This window comes from Streptomyces sp. BK239, from assembly GCF_004217285.1.
Classification (GTDB): Bacteria; Actinomycetota; Actinomycetes; order Streptomycetales; family Streptomycetaceae; genus Streptomyces.
Window position 1 is genome coordinate 63,274 of record NZ_SHKS01000012.1, and the last position, 16,933, is coordinate 80,206.

Below are 16,933 nucleotides of genomic sequence, written 5' to 3' on the forward strand. Positions count from 1 at the left end.
GGCTGTGTCGCACAGCACGGTGCCTCGGAGCAGGGCCGAGGCCGACGAGACGGAGAAAACCCCGGTGGCGTCCGGCGGCGCCACCGGCCCCGGACGCAGGGCGCCCGCCTCGGGATCGAGCCTGCGGGTCAGGTTCAGACGCGACCGCGCCCTGCTCCTGATGACCCTGCCGGCGGTCGCCCTGGTCCTGCTCTTCAACTACGTGCCCATCCTCGGCAACGTGGTCGCCTTCCAGGAGTACGACCCTTACATCAGCGACAACGGCGTCGTCTCCATCTTCAACAGCCCCTGGGTGGGCCTGGACAACTTCCAGCGGATCTTCGAGGACTCCGCCTTCTGGAACGCGGTCGAGAACACGCTGGTGCTGTTCGTCATCCAGCTCGTGCTGTTCTTCCCGATCCCCATCCTGCTCGCCCTGCTCATCAACAGCGTGGTAAGGCCCCGGGTGCGGGCGGTCGCCCAGGCCGTGCTCTACCTGCCGCACTTCTTCTCCTGGGTGCTGGTCATCGCCGTCTTCCAGCAGCTGTTCGGCGGCGCCGGCATCCTCTCCCAGCTGCTGCGCGAGAACGGGCACGACGGCCTGAACATCATGGCCGACCCGGACACCTTCGCCCTGCTCATCACCGCCGAGAGCGTGTGGAAGGACGCCGGCTGGGGGATCATCGTCTTCCTCGCCGCGCTGGCCTCCGTCAGCCCCGACCTCTACGAAGCCGCCGCCATGGACGGCGCCGGCCGCTGGCGCCGCATGTGGCACGTCACCCTGCCCGCGCTGCGCCCGGTGATCGCCCTGCTGCTCGTCCTGCGCGTCGGCGACGCCCTGACGGTCGGCTTCGAGCAGATCCTGCTGCAACGCGAGGCCGTGGGACCGGGGGCCGCGGAAGTCCTCGACACCTTCGTGTGGTGGAACGGCGTGCGCAACCAGGACTTCAGCTACGCGGCCGCCGCCGGCCTCATCAAGGGCGTCGTCAGCCTCGGGCTGGTCCTTGCCGCGAACAAGGTGGCCCATCTGATGGGCGAGCAGGGGGTGTACAAGAAGTGACCACCGCGACCTGGGAGCCACGGCAGGACAGCGATCCGGGACCGGAGAAGGCGCCGCGCTGGTGGCAGGCCCCGCCCCGGCCCGGCTGGGAGGAGCCGCCCTCCAAGGCGGGCCTCGCCGGCAAGAGCATCGCCCTGGCGCTGGCCTGCCTGGCGATCGTCTTCCCGCTGTGGATCGTCGTCGTCACCAGCCTGTCCTCGCGCAAGACCATCGACGAGGCCGGCGGACTGGTGATGGTGCCCAAGGGCGTCACCTTCATCGCCTACGAGGAACTGCTCAGCGGCGGGCAGGTCACCCGCGCGGCGGTCATCAGCGTCCTCGTCACCCTCGTCGGCACGCTGTTCTCCATGACGGTGTCCGTGCTGTGCGCGTACGGGCTCTCCCGCAGCGGCTCGCTAGGGCACCGCTGGCTGCTGATGATCCTGCTGGCGACCATGTTCTTCAGCGCCGGACTCATCCCCACCTACCTGCTGGTGCAGACCCTGGGACTGACCGACACCTACCTCGCGCTGATCCTGCCGAGCGCGGTGAGCGTCTTCAACATCCTCGTGCTGCGCGGCTTCTTCATGGGCATATCGCCCGAACTCATCGACAGCGCGCGCATCGACGGGGCCGGCGACTTCCGGATCCTCCTGCAGATAGTGATGCCGCTCTCGCGCGCGGTCATCGCGGTGATCACGCTGTTCTACGCGGTCGGGTACTGGAGCGCGTGGTTCAACGCCTCGCTGTACCTGAACGAACAGGACATGATGCCGCTGCAGAACGTCATGATCCAGCTGGTGCAGAAGCAGGAGGCGCCGGTCGGGCTCGGGCAGGCCATCAGGACCGGCCAACTGTCCGGGCTGGCCGTGCAGATGGCGGTCATGGTGATGGCGCTGCTGCCGGTGGCCGTGCTGTCGCCGTTCGTCCAGAAGCACTTCAAGAAGGGCATGCTGACCGGCGCCGTGAAGGGATGACGGGCGGCCCGCCGACAGGGAACGCCCGCCGCCCCGGTCGGCCGCCCCGGCCCACGCCCGCCCCCTCCCACACCCGAGGTGCCCCATGCACGCCACCTACCGCACACCCCGACCCGCCTCACACGGGCGGGAGTTCCCGTACGGGGAGCCCGTCTGATGCCCGCCCGCCACCGTCCCGGCCTCGCCCACGCCACCCGGGGCCGCATCCTCTTCGGCGGCGACTACAACCCCGAACAGTGGCCCGAGGAGACCTGGCACGACGACGTCCGTCTGATGCGCGACGCCGGAGTCAACTCCGTCACCCTCGGCGTCTTCTCCTGGTCCCGGATCGAACCCCGGCCCGGGGCGCGGGAGTTCGGCTGGCTGGACAAGCTGATGGACCTGATGCACGACAACGGCGTCGGAGTCGTCCTCGCCACCCCCACCTCCTCGCCCCCGCCGTGGCTCGGCCGCCTCCACCCGGAGACCCTGCCCCGCGACGAGCACGGCGCGATCGAATGGTGGGGCGGCCGGCAGCACTTCTCCCACTCCAGCGCCGTCTACCGCCGTCACGCCGCCGCCGTCACCGAGGACCTGGCCGCCCGCTACGGCCGCCACCCCGCCCTCACCCTGTGGCACATCAACAACGAGTACTGCACGTACGACCACGGCGACGAGGCCGCCGCCGCCTTCCGCCGCTGGCTGCGCGAGCGGTACGGCACCCTCGACGCCCTCAACGAGGCCTGGGGCACCGCCTTCTGGGGGCAGGGCTATGACACCTGGGACGGCATCCTGCCCGCCCGCCGCACCCACTACCTGCGCAACCCCGCCCAGCTGCTGGACTTCCGGCGCTTCACCTCCGACGCGCTCCTGGAGTGCTACCTCGCCGAACGCGACATCGTCGCCCGGCACAGCCCGCACGTCCCGGTGACGACCAACTTCATGCCGCTGTGGTCCGGGCTGGACGCCTGGCGCTGGGCCGAGGAGGAGGACGTCGTCTCCGTCGACCTCTACCCCGACCCCCGCGACCCCTACGGCGCGCAAGCCGGCGCCCTCGTCCAGGACCTCACCCGCTCGCAGGCCCGAGGCCCCTGGATGCTGATGGAGCAGGCGGCCGGACCGGTCAACTGGCGCGGCGTGAACCACCCCAAGCCCCGGGGCGTGAACCGCCTCTGGTCGCTCCAGGCGGTGGCCCGGGGCGCGGACGCCGTCTGCTACTTCCAGTGGCGGCAGTCCCGGCAGGGCGCGGAGAAGTTCCACTCCGGGATGCTCAGCCACGCGGGCGAACAGGGCCGCACCTTCGCGGAGGTCAAGCAGCTCGGCCGCGACCTCGCCCGGCTCGGCCCCCATGTGACGGGACGCCCTGTCGCCGCCGAGGTGGCCGTGCTGCACGACTGGCACTCCTGGTGGGCCGGCGCCCAGGACGGCCGCCCCTCCACCGAGGTCGACTACCCCGACGTCCTCACCGCCTGGCACCGCGCCCTCTGGCGGGCCCACCTCACCGCCGACTTCGCCCACCCCGAGCACGACCTCACCCCGTACAGGCTGGTCGTCGTCCCCCAGCTGTACGCCCTCACCGAGAACGCGGTCGACAATCTCCTCGCCTTCGTGCGCGACGGCGGCACCCTGGTCAGCGGCTTCCTCACCGGCGTCGCCGACCACGACGACCGGGTGCGGCCCGGCGGCATGGACGCCCGGCTGCGCGAGCTGTTCGGCATCCGCGTCCTGCACGAGTGGTGGCCGCTCCAGGCGGGGGAGCACACCGAGTGCGACGGCTTCCGCGGCACGCTGTGGTCGGAGGAGATCGAGCCGAGCGACGACGCCGAGACCCACGCCCGCTACCGGGGCGGCGACCTCGACGGCATGCCCGCCGTGCTCCGCAGGGGCCGCGCCTGGTACGTCTCCACGCTCCCGGAGCCGGACCCCCTGCGCGACCTGCTCGCCCGGATCGCGGCGGACGCGGGCGCGGGCCCCGTCCTCGGCGGACTGCCGGACCAGGTCGAGGCCCTCCGCCGAGGCGACCTCCTCTTCCTGCTCAACCATGGGCGGGACACCGTGAGGGTCGCCGTGCCGGGCGCCTACCGCGACCTCCTGACCGGCGCCGGCGTGACCGACGGGATCACCCTCGGCCGCTACGACGTCGCCGTGCTGGCGCCATGACCGGCGGCCCCGTTCACGGCACCTGGGAGCCGCGCCCCGCGGCCCGCTGGGAGGACGGCTTCCTCAGCGGCAACGGCCACCACGGCGCCCTGGTGTTCGGCGACCCCGACGACGACCGGGTCGTCGTCACCCACCACACCCTGGTCCGCCCCAACGGCGCCGAGCATGCCCGGCCCCCCGAGCTCGCCGCACGACTCGCCGACGTCCAGGACCGGCTGCTCGCCGGGGACCTCACCGCCGCCGAGGACTTCACCGACGGCCGCCCCCTGCAGTGGGTGCAGCCCTTCCACCCCGGATTCCAGACCCGCCTGAGGCGTCCGCCCACGGCGCCCGGGGGCCGGCGCCGGTACCGCCGTGCCGTCGACTTCGCCACCGGCGAGGTCACCACCGCCGACGGCGACCGGACCAGCCGTGTCTTCGTCTCCCGCGCCGACGACGTGATCGTCCAGCACGTGAGCGGCGGCCGGCTCACCCTCGACGTCAGCCTCGACCACCGCCTGCCGGGCGCGCCCGCCGGCCTCCGCGTCGCACGCGGCGCCCTGCGCACCCCCGAAGGCGCCGCACTCACCCTCCACGCCCGCTACCCCGGCAGCGACCGCTCGTACACCGGCGTCGCCCTCCTCGCCGTGACCGGCGGCCGCACCCTCCCCGCCGGGGCCGGCGTCCGCGTGGAGGACGCCGAATCCGTGCTGCTGCTCACCCGCGTCCGCCGCCACACCGGCGAACCCGACGTCACCGAGGAGACACGCGCCCTGCGCGCCCTTCTCGCCGACGGCACTCACGGCACCCTCCTCTCCTACGGCACCCTCCTCGACCGGCACACCCGGCTGCACCGCACCGCGTACGAACGCGTCACCCTCGACCTCGCCGCCGACCCGGCCGAACGCGCCCTCCCGGGCTCGGAGCTGCTCCGGCGGCCCGGCAGCCCGGCGCTGCTGGAACGGCTCTTCGCCGCCGGCCGCTACCACCTCCTCAGCGCCGGCGGCCTCCTCCCGCCCCGGCTCACCGGCCTGTGGACCGGCGACTGGGACACCGCCTGGTCCGGCGCGTTCACCACCAACGCCAACCTCAACCTCCAGACGGCGTCCGCCGCCGCGGCGGACCTGCCCGAGGTCACCGCCGCCCTCGCCAACCTGGTCCACGGCCAGCTCGACGACTGGCGGGAGAACGCCCGCGCCGTCTTCGGCGCCCGCGGCGTCGTCGCCCCCTCCCACACCGACGGCGAGTCAGGACTGACGTACCACTTCAGCCGCGAATACCCGCTGCACCTGTGGACCGCCGGCGCCGACTGGCTGCTCAAACCGCTCGTCGACCACGACGAGACCCACGGCGGACACGACCCGCGCACCGTCGCCGCTCTCGCCGAAGTCGCCCGCTTCTACGAGGACTTCCTCACCCGCACCGACGCCGACGGCCGGCTCGTCGTCGTCCCCTCCTACTCACCCGAGAACCGCCCCACGGGCGCGAGCTGGGGGTCCCTCGACGCCGCCATGGACCTCTCCGCGGCCCGCCACGCCCTGCGCACCGCGGCCGATCACCATCCGGACACCCCCGAAGCCGCCCGCTGGCGCGCCCTCGCCGACCGCCTCCCGCCGCACCGCGTCAACGCCGACGGCGCCCTCGCCGAATGGGCCCGGCCCGGCCTCGACGACACCTACGACCACCGCCACCTCAGCCACCTCTACGCCGTCTGGCCCCTCGACGAGATCACCCCCCACGACACCCCGCACCTGGCGGCCGCCGCCCACCGCGCCCTGTGCCTGCGCGGCGCGGAGAACGACTCCGCGCACGGCCACCTCCACCACGCCCTGATCGCCGCCCGCCTCGGCGACGCCGACCGCGCCGCCCACGCGCTCGCCCAGGTCCTCGAAGGCGACTACTTCCACGCCTCGCTGATGAGCGCCCACTACCCGAACCGGCACGTCTACAACGCGGACGCCGCTCACACCCTGCCCGCCGTGCTGATCGAGACCCTCGTCCAGTCGACCCCCGACCGGCTGGTCCTGCTGCCCGCCCTTCCCACGGCCTTGCCGCGAGGCCGTCTCCTCGGCGTCCGCACCCGCTTCGGCGCCGTGCTCGACCTCGCCTGGAGCCCCGAGGAGACGCACGCGGTGCTGCGCCCCACCCGCACCCGCCGCGTCGAACTGCGGACTTCCTCCGGCACGAGCGTGCTCGACCTCGTCGCCGGAGAGGACCACGTCCTTCGCACGAAGGCGTGGTGACACCCCCCGCGAATCCCCCCACCCATGGAAAGGGACACCATGGCACTGAGCACACCGCGCAAGCTCAGCACGGCCTTACTGGCCCCGGTGCTGGCCCTCGGCGCGACCGTCGCCCTCGCCGCCGCCCCCGCGTCCGCCGCCGTCTGGAACTCCTGCGACCGCTGGGGCACCACCAGCCTGAACGGCTACACCCTCTACAACAACATCTGGGGCTCCGGCTTCGGCAGCCAGTGCGTCTGGGCCAACTCCGGCACCAACTGGGGCGTCTGGGCCAACCACCCCAACACCGGCGGCATCAAGTCCTACCCCGACTCCAAGAAGGTGATCAACAAGCGGATCAGCGCGCTCTCCTCGCTGACCAGCACCTACAAGGTCACCGTCCCGTCGTCCGGCGCGTACAACACGTCCTACGACATCTGGGACACCGACTACGACTACGAGATCATGCTCTGGGTCAACAAGACCGGCCCCGTCGGCCCGCTGGGCTCCTCGCAGGGAACCGTCACCCTCGGCGGCCACACCTGGACCGTCCACAAGGGCAGCAACGGCTCCAACGAGGTCTTCTCGTTCATCCGCACCTCCAACTCGACCTCCGGCACCGTCAACATCCTGCCGATCGTCAAGTGGATCAAGGACACCAAGCACTGGTTCGGCGACGAGACCATCGGCGACGTCCAGTTCGGCTACGAGATCACCTCCTCCGCCGGCGGTCTGAACTTCACCACCGACAACCTGACCGTCAGCGGCGGCTGACCCACGCGACGACGGTGCGGCCGGTCCCTCCCCTACGGGACCGGCCGCACCCTCCTGTGCGCGGCTACTCCGCCACGGGCAGCCGCGCCCCGTCCCGCAGGAACAGCGGGATCCGGTCCAGCGGGGCGTCGACCGTCACGGCCTGGCCGCCCTCGTACGTCTCACCGGTCCACGCGTCCGCCCAGCCGGCGCCCGCCGGGAGATACGTCGTCCAGGTCGTCGCGCCCGGCTCCAGCACCGGGGCGACCAGCAGCTCCGCACCGAACAGGTAGGCGTCGGAGACCTGCCAGGCGAGTTTGTCGTCGGGGAACTCCAGGAACAGCGGCCGCATCGGCGGCAGCCCCTCCTCGTGGGCCTCGCGCATCACCTTGAGGATGTACGGCTTGAGGCGCTCGCGCAGGCGCAGGTACCGCTCCAGGATCGCGCCGGCCTCCTCCCCGTAGGACCACACCTCGTTGGGACCGCCGGTCATCTCCGGCCCCAGCGGCATGCCCGGGTCACGGAAGCCGTGCAGCCGCATCAGCGGGGACAGCGCGCCGAACTGGAACCAGCGGACCATCACCTCGCGGTACGACGGGTCGTCCGGGTCGCCGCCGTGGAAGCCGCCGATGTCGGTGTTCCACCAAGGGATGCCCGACAGCGCCGTGTTGAGACCGGCGGCGATCTGACGGCGCAGGGTGGCGAAGTCGGTGCCGATGTCACCCGACCACAGGGCCGCCCCGTGGCGCTGACTGCCCGCCCACGCCGAGCGGTTGAGCGTGACGATGTCCTTCTTGCCCTCGGCGCACAGCCCCTCGTGGAACGTACGGGCGTTCTCCGCCGGGTACATGTTGCCGACCTCCAGGCCCGGACCCGCCCAGTAGCGCAGGTTCTCCGGGAAGCCGGGCTTGAGCTCCGGCTCGCAGGCGTCCAGCCAGAAGGCGTCGATCCCGTACGGGAGGAGGTAGTTGTCCCGGATGCGCGACCACACGAACTCGCGTGCCTCGGGGTTGGTGGCGTCGTAGAAGGCCACCTGGACCGTCGAGGCGACTCCCTTGTCCGGCCAGTCGGCGTGCGCCAGCGGACCGTACTGGGTGCCGATGAAGTGGCCGCGTTGCTCCATGACCGCGTGGTTCTCGCTCAGCGGCGACACCGACGGCCAGACGCTCACCACCAACTTCACGCCCAGCTCGTCCAGTTCGGCGACCATCGCGGCCGGGTCCGGCCACTCCGCGGGGTCGAACCTCCACTCGCCCAGATGGGTCCAGTGGAAGAAGTCGCAGACGATGGCGGACAGCGGCAGCCCCCGCCGCTTGTACTCCCGTGCCACCGCGAGGAGTTCGTCCTGTGTGCGGTAGCGCAGCTTGCACTGCCAGAAGCCGGCCGCCCACTCCGGCAGCATCGGGGTGCGGCCGGTCACCGCGCTGTAGCGGCGCTGGGCGTCGGCCGGCGCGCCCGCGGTGATCCAGTAGTCGATCTGCCGAGCCGAGTCCGCCACCCAGCGGGTGCCGTTGCCGGCCAGCTCCACCCGGCCGATCGCCGGGTTGTTCCACAGCAGTGTGTAGCCGCGGCTGGAGGTGAGCACAGGGATGCCGACCTCGGCGTTGCGCTGCACCAGGTCCAGCACCAGCCCCTTCTGGTCCAGCCGGCCGTGCTGGTGCTGCCCCAGGCCGTACAGCCTCTCGTCGTCGTAGGCGGCGAAGCGCTGCTCCAGCCGGTGGTGGCCGTTGCCGACGGCCGTGTAGAGGCGGGGGCCGGGCCACCAGAAGTGGGCGCGGGCCTCGGACAGGACCTCGGAGCCGTCCTCGGTCCGCAGGAAGCGGACCAGGCCCTCCGCGTCCACCTCGACGGTCAGCGCGCCGACCGTCAGCCGTCCCAGGCCCTCCTCGGTCTTCACGGTGGACGGCGTCGGCGGCGCCTGGGGCAGCAGTGCGCCGGGCAGGCCGTCCAGGACGGGGCCGCCCAGGCGGGCCCGGACCCGGACCGCGTCCGGCCCCCACGGCTCGACGCGCAGCGTCTCCTGGCGCCCGCTCCACTCCAGAGCGCCGTCCCGCTCACGGAAGGTGCCGACGGTGGGCGAGGACTGCGCGAGGCTGACCTGGGGCTGGTTTTCGGCAGGCTGATTCACGAGGGGGCTCCTGTGCTCCTGGAGGAGTGCGGACGTGCGGAGGGCGGGGCGTCGCGGCGGGGGAGCGGAGGGCGAGGGGGAGGCGCGCGGGGTGGTTCAGGGGGAGGCGGGCGCCGGTCCGGTGCTCGCCCGGACCGTCAACTCGGGTTCCAGCAGCACCACTTCGCTCTCGCCCCGGCCGCCGAGCTTGGCGACGAGACGTTCCACCGCGTGCCGGCCCATCTCCTGGGCGGGGATGGCGACCGACGTCAGCCGCACCGAGGCCTGGACGGCGACCTGTTCGGGGCAGATCGCCAGCACCGACACGTCCTCCGGCACGGCCCGCCCCTGCTGGCGCAGCAGCGCGAGCAGCGGCTCGACCGCCGACTCGTTCTGCACGACGAAACCGGTGGTGCCCGGCCGCTCGTCGAGGATCCGGGCGAGCGTCGCGGCCATGGCGACGTATCCGCCCTCGCACGGGCGGTGCAGCAGCCGCACCCCCAACTCCCGGGCGCGGGAGCGCAGTCCGTCCAGGGTGCGTTCGGCGAACCCGGTGTGCCGTTCGTACACGGCGGGGGCCTCGCCGATGACGGCGACGTCCCGGTGCCCGAGCTTGGCCAGGTGCTCCACGCACAGCGCGCCCGTCGCCGTGAAGTCGAGGTCGACGCAGGTCAGCCCCGAGGTGTCGGCGGGCAGCCCGATCAGTACCGCCGGCTGATCCGTCCCCCGCAGCAACGGCAGCCGCTCGTCGTCCAGTTGGACGTCCATCAGGATCATCGCGTCGGCGAGCCCGCTGCCGGTGACCCGGCGGACGGCGTCGGGACCCTCCTCGCCGGTGAGCAGCAGGACGTCGTAGCCGTGCGTGCGGGCGGTGGTGGCGACCGCGATGGCGATCTCCATCATCACCGGCACGTACATGTCGGTGCGCAGCGGGACCATCAGCGCGATGATGTTCGACCTGCTGCTGGCCAGGGCGCGGGCGCCCGCGTTCGGGTGGTAGCCGAGCTCGCGGATGCTCTGCTCGACCCGCTGCCGGGTGGTCGCGGAGATGGACCGCTTGCCGCTGAGGACATAGCTCACCGTGCTCGCCGAGACTCCGGCGTGCTGGGCGACCTCGGCGAGGGTGACCATCCAGCTCTCCAAGCTTTGTGAAGCGCTTCGACAGTGCGCATTGCGAACAGGGGCGGGTGAGGGTGGTTCGACAGTAGCTCTAGCAAGGGTGGGTGTCCATAGGACGTCGAAGCGCTTCGACAACGCCTTTCCGGACGTTCTCACACCCGATCCCGCCGGGAGCGGTCCGAGAGGCCGGCCTGCTGGGCGCAGGGCCGTCGCCCCACCGTGCCACTCCTTCGGCGCAAGGGCGCGGCCGGGGCGCCGCCCCTGCTCCGACACGGGCGGAGCCCGGCAGCGCCCGCGGCGGAACCGGCTTCCCCCCGGCCCCACCGCCGCCGCAGGGGTGGTGGGGCGACCGAGGATCCGGTACATACGATCGGGTAGGACCCGTCAGTAACCGAATAGGTCCAAGATCCCGATTCGCGGCGAGGTGAGCCTCATGTCCGCACCACCCACCTCCTCCTCCCGACCCCGCCCCACCGTCACCGAACGTGAGGCACGCCAGGTGGCGGAGGCCGCCCGGGAGCAGGACTGGCGCAAGCCGAGCTTCGCCAAGGAACTGTTCCTGGGCCGCTTCCGGCTCGACCTGATCCACCCCCACCCCCTGCCCGCCGGCGAGGACGCCCGCCGCGGCGAGGCCTTCCTCGCCAAGCTCCGCGACTTCTGCGAGACGCGGATCGACTCCGCCCGCATCGAACGCGAGGCGCGCATCCCCGACGAGACGATCAACGAGCTCAAGGAGCTCGGCGCCCTCGGCATGAAGATCGACCCCAAGTACGGCGGCCTCGGCCTCACCCAGGTCTACTACAACAAGGCCCTCGCCGTGGTCGGCACCGCGAGCCCCGCGCTCGGCGCCCTCCTGTCCGCCCACCAGTCCATCGGCGTACCGCAGCCGCTGAAGCTCTTCGGTACCCAGGAGCAGAAGGACACCTATCTGCCCCGCTGCGCCCGCACCGACATCTCGGCCTTCCTGCTGACCGAACCCGACGTCGGCTCCGACCCCGCCCGGCTGGCCACCACCGCCGTCCCCGACGGCGACGACTACGTCCTCGACGGGGTCAAACTGTGGACCACCAACGGCGTCGTCGCCGACCTGCTGGTCGTCATGGCCCGGGTGCCCAAGTCCGAGGGCCACAAGGGCGGCATCACCGCCTTCGTCGTCGAGGCGGACTCCGAGGGCGTCACCGTCGAGCACCGCAACGCCTTCATGGGCCTGCGCGGCCTGGAGAACGGCGTCACCCGGTTCCACCGGGTGCGCGTCCCCGCCGCCAACCGCATCGGCCCCGAGGGCGCCGGCCTCAAGATCGCCCTCACCACCCTCAACACCGGCCGGCTCTCCCTGCCCGCCATGTGCGTCGGCGCCGGCAAGTGGTGCCTGAAGATCGCCCGCGAATGGTCGGGCGTCCGCGAGCAGTGGGGCAAGCCCGTCGCCCACCACGAAGCGGTCGGCTCCAAGATCAGCTTCATCGCGGCCACCACCTTCGCGCTCGAAGCCGTCGTCGACCTGGCGAGCCAGATGGCCGACGAGGACCGCAACGACATCCGCATCGAAGCCGCCCTCGCCAAGCTCTACGGCTCCGAGATGGCCTGCCTGATGGCCGACGAACTCGTCCAGATCCGCGGCGGACGCGGCTTCGAGACCGCCGAGTCCCTCGCGGCCCGCGGCGAACGCGCCGTCCCCGCCGAACAGTTGCTGCGCGACCTGCGTATCAACCGCATCTTCGAGGGCTCCACGGAGATCATGCACCTGCTGATCGCCCGCGAGGCGGTCGACGCCCACCTCTCCGTCGCCGGCGACCTCATCGACCCCGACAAATCCCTCCAGGACAAGGCGAAAGCAGGCGCCAACGCCGGCGCCTTCTACGCCAGGTGGCTGCCCAAGCTCGTCACCGGACCCGGCCAGCTCCCCAGCTCCTACGCCGAGTTCAAGCACGAGGTCGACCTCTCCCCGCACCTGCGGTACGTCGAACGCCACTGCCGCAAACTGGCCCGCTCCACCTTCTACGCCATGTCCCGCTGGCAGGGCCGTATGGAGACCAAGCAGGGCTTCCTCGGCCGTGTCGTCGACATCGGCGCGGAGCTGTTCGCGATGAGCGCGGCCTGCGTGCGGGCCGAAATGCTGCGCGGCCGGGGCGAGCACGGCCGCGAGGCCTACCAGCTCGCCGACGCCTTCTGCCGCCAGTCCCGCGTCCGCGTGGAGGAGCTGTTCACGCGCCTGTGGTCCAACACCGACGACGTCGACCGCAAGGTCGTCGAAGGCGTCCTCGGCGGGACCTACGAATGGCTGGAGGAGGGCGTCGTCGACCCCTCCGGCGACGGCCCCTGGATCGCCGAGGCCACCCCCGGACCCAGCCGCCGGGAGAACGTGCACCGTCCGATCAGGTGACACCGCACACCCCCCACCAGGGCGTCCCCTCAGCGGAAGGATCACGAGGGGACGCCCTGTCCACGCCCGCTTCCGTTACGGAGACAATGGGGGGATGAGCGACAGTCCAGCCCTCTCAGGGCGCGGGCCGGAAACCCCGGCCGCCCCGCGACGCCACGCCGCCCCCACCGCACCGGGCACTGACCTCAGCGGTGCCGCGATCCGCGCCCTGGCCGACCCGCACCTCGTCCACGACCCCGTCACCGGCGACGGACCCAAGGACGTGGTGATCCTCGGCGCCACCGGATCGATCGGCACCCAGGCCGTCGACCTCGTGCTGCGCAACCCGGACCGCTTCCGCGTGACCGGCCTGTCCGCCAACGGCGGCCGGGTCGCCCTCCTCGCCGAACAGGCCCACCGGCTGCGGGTGCGGACCGTCGCCGTCGCCCGCGAGGACGTCGTACCGGCCCTGCGCGAGGCGCTCACCGCCGAGTACGGCGCCGGGGAGCCGCTGCCCGAGATCCTCGCCGGACCGGACGCCGCCACCCAGCTCGCCGCCTCCGACGCCGGGCACTGCCACACCGTCCTCAACGGCATCACGGGCTCCATCGGACTCGCGCCCACCCTCGCCGCCCTCCGGGCGGGCCGCACCCTCGCGCTCGCCAACAAGGAGTCGCTCATCGTCGGCGGCCCGCTGGTGAAGGCGCTCGCCGCACCCGGCCAGATCATCCCCGTGGACTCCGAGCACGCGGCCCTCTTCCAGGCCCTCGCCGCCGGCACGCGCGCGGACGTCCGCAAACTGGTCGTCACCGCCTCCGGCGGCCCCTTCCGCGGCCGCACCAGGGAACAACTGGCGCACGTCACCGTCGAGGACGCCCTCGCCCACCCCACGTGGGCCATGGGTCCCGTCATCACGATCAACTCCGCCACCCTCGTCAACAAGGGCCTGGAGGTGATCGAGGCGCACCTCCTCTACGACATTCCCTTCGACCGCATTGAGGTGGTCGTGCATCCCCAGTCGTATGTCCACTCGATGGTTGAGTTCACGGACGGGTCCACACTGGCCCAGGCGACGCCCCCCGACATGCGCGGGCCCATCGCCATCGGCATCGGCTGGCCCGAGCGCGTGCCCGACGCGGCGCCCGCCTTCGACTGGAGCAAGGCGTCGACCTGGGAGTTCCTCCCCCTCGACAACGAGGCCTTCCCCTCGGTGAACCTCGCCCGGCACGTGGGCGAACTCGGCGGGACGGCACCGGCGGTGTTCAACGCGGCCAACGAGGAGTGCGTCGAGGCGTTCCGCCGGGGCGCGCTGCCCTTCAACGGCATCATGGACACCGTGACCCGCGTGGTCGAGGAGCACGGCACGCCGGTCACGGGAACTTCACTCACCGTGCCGGACGTCCTCGAAGCGGAGGCCTGGGCGCGGACCCGGGCCCGGGAACTGACGGCACAGACGGCGGCGGAGGCCCGCGCATGACGACCTTTACGTTCATCCTGGCGGAGGCCCGCGCATGACGACCCTGATGTTCATCCTCGGCATAGTGGTCTTCGCGGTCGGCCTGCTCGTCTCCATCGCCTGGCACGAGCTGGGCCACCTGTCCACGGCGAAGCTCTTCGGCATCCGCGTGCCCCAGTACATGGTCGGCTTCGGCCCCACCGTCTGGTCGCGCAACAAGGGCGAGACCGAGTACGGCGTCAAGGCGATCCCGTTCGGCGGCTACATCCGCATGATCGGCATGTTCCCGCCCGGCGAGGACGGCCGGATCACCGCCCGCTCCACCTCCCCCTGGCGCGGCATGATCGAGGACGCCCGCTCCGCCGCGTACGAGGAGCTCCAGCCCGGCGACGAGACCCGCATGTTCTACACGCGCAAGCCGTGGAAACGCGTCGTGGTCATGTTCGCCGGGCCCTTCATGAACCTCGTCCTCGCGTTCGTCCTGTTCCTCATCGTGCTGATGGGCTTCGGCATCCAGCAGCAGACCACCACCGTCGCCTCCGTCTCCCCGTGCGTCATCGCGCAGAGCCAGAACCGCGACACCTGCAAGCCGTCCGACCCCGCCTCCCCCGCGGCCGCCGCCGGCATGGAGAAGGGCGACAAGATCGTCTCCTTCGACGGCAGGCGCACCGAGGACTGGGACACCCTGTCCGACCTCATCCGCGACAGCGCGGGCCGGCAGGTGCCCATCGTCGTCGACCGCGACGGCAAGGAAGTGACCCTGCGCGCGACGATCGCGACCAACCAGGTCGCGAAGAAGGACGCGGCCGGCGCCTATGTCCAGGGCGAGTACGTCAAGGCCGGCTTCCTCGGCTTCAGCGCCGCCACCGGCGTCGTCAAGCAGGACTTCGGCGACTCCGTGGTCTGGATGACGGACCGGGTCGGCGACGCCGTCGACTCCCTCGCCGCCCTGCCCTCCAAGATCCCCGCCCTGTGGGACGCCGCCTTCGGCGACGGGCCCCGCGAACCGGACTCCCCGATGGGCGTCGTCGGCGCGGCCCGGGTCGGCGGCGAGATCGCCACCCTCGACATCCCGGCCTCCCAGCAGCTCGCCATGTTCGTGATGCTCCTGGCCGGCTTCAACCTCTCCCTGTTCCTGTTCAACATGCTCCCGCTGCTCCCCCTGGACGGCGGCCACATCGCCGGCGCCCTGTGGGAGTCACTGCGCCGCACCGTCGCCAAGGTCCTCCGGCGCCCTGACCCGGGCCCGTTCGACGTGGCGAAGCTGATGCCGGTGGCCTACGTGGTCGCGGGGATCTTCATCTGCTTCACCATCCTCGTCCTCATCGCCGACGTGGTGAACCCGATCAAGATCTCCTGACCGCCTCGGTCCACGACGGCCGGGCGCCTCGGTGTCCGGCCGTCCGCCGTCCCCGCGCTGTCCCGGCGGGGCCGGGGCGTGCGCGCCGGTCCCATCGGGTGGTTTACCGGCGGGATGTGCCCGGCTCCGCGCCCGTGCCGTAATCTCGAAGCCTGGAGCCCGCCGCTGACGGGACCTGGGCCTTGATCCACGACTTGGGGTTGCACAGCAGATGACTGCGATTTCTCTCGGCATGCCGTCCGTTCCGACCAGGGTTGCCGAGCGCCGGAAGAGCCGGCAGATCCAGGTCGGCTCCGTGGCGGTCGGCGGGGACGCACCCGTGTCCGTGCAGTCGATGACCACCACCCGCACGTCCGACATCGGGGCCACGCTCCAGCAGATCGCCGAGCTGACCGCGTCCGGCTGCCAGATCGTCCGCGTCGCCTGCCCGACCCAGGACGACGCCGACGCCCTCGCGACCATCGCCCGCAAGTCGCAGATCCCGGTGATCGCCGACATCCACTTCCAGCCGAAGTACGTGTTCGCCGCGATCGAGGCCGGCTGTGCGGCCGTTCGGGTCAACCCCGGCAACATCAAGCAGTTCGACGACAAGGTCAAGGAGATCGCCAAGGCGGCGAAGGACCACGGCACGCCGATCCGCATCGGCGTCAACGCGGGCTCGCTGGACCGCCGGCTGCTCCAGAAGTACGGCAAGGCCACGCCGGAGGCGCTCGTCGAGTCCGCGCTGTGGGAGGCGTCCCTCTTCGAGGAGCACGACTTCCGCGACATCAAGATCTCGGTCAAGCACAACGACCCCGTCGTGATGATCGAGGCCTACCGCCAGCTCGCCGCCGCCTGCGACTATCCCCTCCACCTCGGCGTCACCGAGGCCGGCCCCGCCTTCCAGGGCACCATCAAGTCCGCGGTCGCCTTCGGAGCGCTGCTGTCCCAGGGCATCGGCGACACCATCCGCGTCTCCCTCTCCGCGCCCCCGGTGGAGGAGGTCAAGGTCGGCAACCAGATCCTGGAATCCCTGAACCTCAAGCAGCGCGGCCTGGAGATCGTCTCCTGCCCGTCCTGCGGTCGCGCCCAGGTCGACGTCTACAAGCTGGCCGAAGAGGTCACCGCCGGCCTGACCGGCATGGAGGTCCCGCTGCGCGTCGCCGTCATGGGCTGCGTCGTCAACGGCCCCGGCGAGGCCCGTGAGGCCGACCTCGGCGTCGCCTCCGGCAACGGCAAGGGCCAGATCTTCGTCAAGGGCGAGGTCATCAAGACCGTCCCCGAGTCCAAGATCGTGGAGACCCTCATCGAGGAGGCCATGAAGCTGGCCGAGCAGATGGAGTCGGACGGCATCGCCTCGGGCGAACCGTCGGTGTCCGTCGCGGGCTGAAGGCAGGCCGCCCGGCGCTGAACCGCGGACCGACCCGGGCTGAATCCGGGTCGGCACGGCCGCACCGAGGAAACC

General features: G+C 71.7%; 11 protein-coding genes. 9 read left to right on the forward strand and 2 right to left on the reverse strand.

Going from position 1 to position 16,933, the window contains the following annotated elements; genetic code table 11:
- The first annotated feature begins 4 nt into the window (after positions 1-4).
- The 5 genes from EV567_RS27485 (at position 5) to EV567_RS27505 (ending at position 7,109) form a co-directional block, all read left to right on the forward strand.
- Positions 5-1,039, forward strand: a complete 1,035-nt coding sequence (locus tag EV567_RS27485) for a sugar ABC transporter permease (protein WP_130444787.1) — start codon at positions 5-7, stop codon at positions 1,037-1,039.
- A complete protein-coding gene (locus EV567_RS27490; RefSeq protein ID WP_130444789.1) occupies positions 1,036-1,995 on the forward strand; it encodes a carbohydrate ABC transporter permease in 960 nt (319 codons plus the stop codon). Before EV567_RS27485 ends, EV567_RS27490 begins: the two co-directional genes overlap by 4 nt.
- 156 nt (positions 1,996-2,151) lie before the next feature.
- Positions 2,152-4,134 carry a beta-galactosidase gene (locus EV567_RS27495; protein ID WP_130444791.1) on the forward strand — a complete coding sequence of 661 codons (1,983 nt, stop codon included), beginning with the start codon at positions 2,152-2,154 and terminating at the stop codon, positions 4,132-4,134.
- Positions 4,131-6,356: a glycosyl hydrolase family 95 catalytic domain-containing protein gene (locus EV567_RS27500; protein WP_130444816.1), complete on the forward strand. Its 2,226-nt coding sequence runs from the start codon at positions 4,131-4,133 to the stop codon at positions 6,354-6,356. Before EV567_RS27495 ends, EV567_RS27500 begins: the two co-directional genes overlap by 4 nt.
- Before the next feature lie 39 nt (positions 6,357-6,395).
- The gene (locus EV567_RS27505; protein ID WP_130444818.1) at positions 6,396-7,109 is read left to right on the forward strand and encodes a GH12 family glycosyl hydrolase domain-containing protein; all 714 of its coding nucleotides are present in this window, start codon (positions 6,396-6,398) and stop codon (positions 7,107-7,109) included.
- 64 nt (positions 7,110-7,173) lie between these two features.
- Here EV567_RS27505 and EV567_RS27510 read toward each other — a convergent pair whose 3' ends face one another.
- Together EV567_RS27510 and EV567_RS27515 are read right to left on the reverse strand one after the other, a co-directional pair.
- Positions 7,174-9,216, reverse strand: a complete 2,043-nt coding sequence (locus EV567_RS27510; protein WP_130444820.1) for a TIM-barrel domain-containing protein — start codon at positions 9,214-9,216, stop codon at positions 7,174-7,176.
- A gap of 96 nt (positions 9,217-9,312) precedes the next feature.
- Positions 9,313-10,326, reverse strand: a complete 1,014-nt coding sequence (locus EV567_RS27515) for a LacI family DNA-binding transcriptional regulator (RefSeq protein ID WP_130444822.1) — start codon at positions 10,324-10,326, stop codon at positions 9,313-9,315.
- A 421-nt stretch (positions 10,327-10,747) separates the two neighbouring features.
- Between EV567_RS27515 and EV567_RS27520 the strand changes: the two genes are divergently transcribed.
- The 4 genes from EV567_RS27520 to ispG all read left to right on the forward strand — a co-directional run bounded on the left by EV567_RS27520 (position 10,748) and on the right by ispG (position 16,858).
- Positions 10,748-12,694, forward strand: coding sequence for an acyl-CoA dehydrogenase family protein (locus EV567_RS27520; protein ID WP_130444824.1), 1,947 nt, complete (start codon positions 10,748-10,750; stop codon positions 12,692-12,694).
- Positions 12,695-12,788: 94 nt separating this feature from the next.
- A complete protein-coding gene (dxr, locus tag EV567_RS27525) occupies positions 12,789-14,150 on the forward strand; it encodes a 1-deoxy-D-xylulose-5-phosphate reductoisomerase (RefSeq protein WP_407071628.1) in 1,362 nt (453 codons plus the stop codon).
- Between the two features lie 46 nt (positions 14,151-14,196).
- Positions 14,197-15,489, forward strand: a complete 1,293-nt coding sequence (locus tag EV567_RS27530; protein WP_207228868.1) for an RIP metalloprotease — start codon at positions 14,197-14,199, stop codon at positions 15,487-15,489.
- Between the two features lie 211 nt (positions 15,490-15,700).
- Positions 15,701-16,858, forward strand: a complete 1,158-nt coding sequence (ispG, locus tag EV567_RS27535; protein WP_130444828.1) for a flavodoxin-dependent (E)-4-hydroxy-3-methylbut-2-enyl-diphosphate synthase — start codon at positions 15,701-15,703, stop codon at positions 16,856-16,858.
- The last annotated feature ends 75 nt before the right edge of the window (positions 16,859-16,933 follow it).

Excerpts from the sequence above, each read along its gene's own strand:
- ispG (WP_130444828.1), top strand. The coding sequence starts at position 15,701 with ATGACTGCGATTTCTCTCGGCATGCCGTCCGTTCCGACCAGGGTTGCC.
- EV567_RS27500 (WP_130444816.1), top strand. The coding sequence starts at position 4,131 with ATGACCGGCGGCCCCGTTCACGGCACCTGGGAGCCGCGCCCCGCGGCC.
- EV567_RS27515 (WP_130444822.1), bottom strand. The coding sequence starts at position 10,326 with ATGGTCACCCTCGCCGAGGTCGCCCAGCACGCCGGAGTCTCGGCGAGC.
- dxr (WP_407071628.1), top strand. The coding sequence starts at position 12,789 with ATGAGCGACAGTCCAGCCCTCTCAGGGCGCGGGCCGGAAACCCCGGCC.
- EV567_RS27530 (WP_207228868.1), top strand. The coding sequence starts at position 14,197 with ATGTTCATCCTCGGCATAGTGGTCTTCGCGGTCGGCCTGCTCGTCTCC.
- EV567_RS27495 (WP_130444791.1), top strand. The coding sequence starts at position 2,152 with ATGCCCGCCCGCCACCGTCCCGGCCTCGCCCACGCCACCCGGGGCCGC.
- EV567_RS27505 (WP_130444818.1), top strand. The coding sequence starts at position 6,396 with ATGGCACTGAGCACACCGCGCAAGCTCAGCACGGCCTTACTGGCCCCG.
- EV567_RS27520 (WP_130444824.1), top strand. The coding sequence starts at position 10,748 with ATGTCCGCACCACCCACCTCCTCCTCCCGACCCCGCCCCACCGTCACC.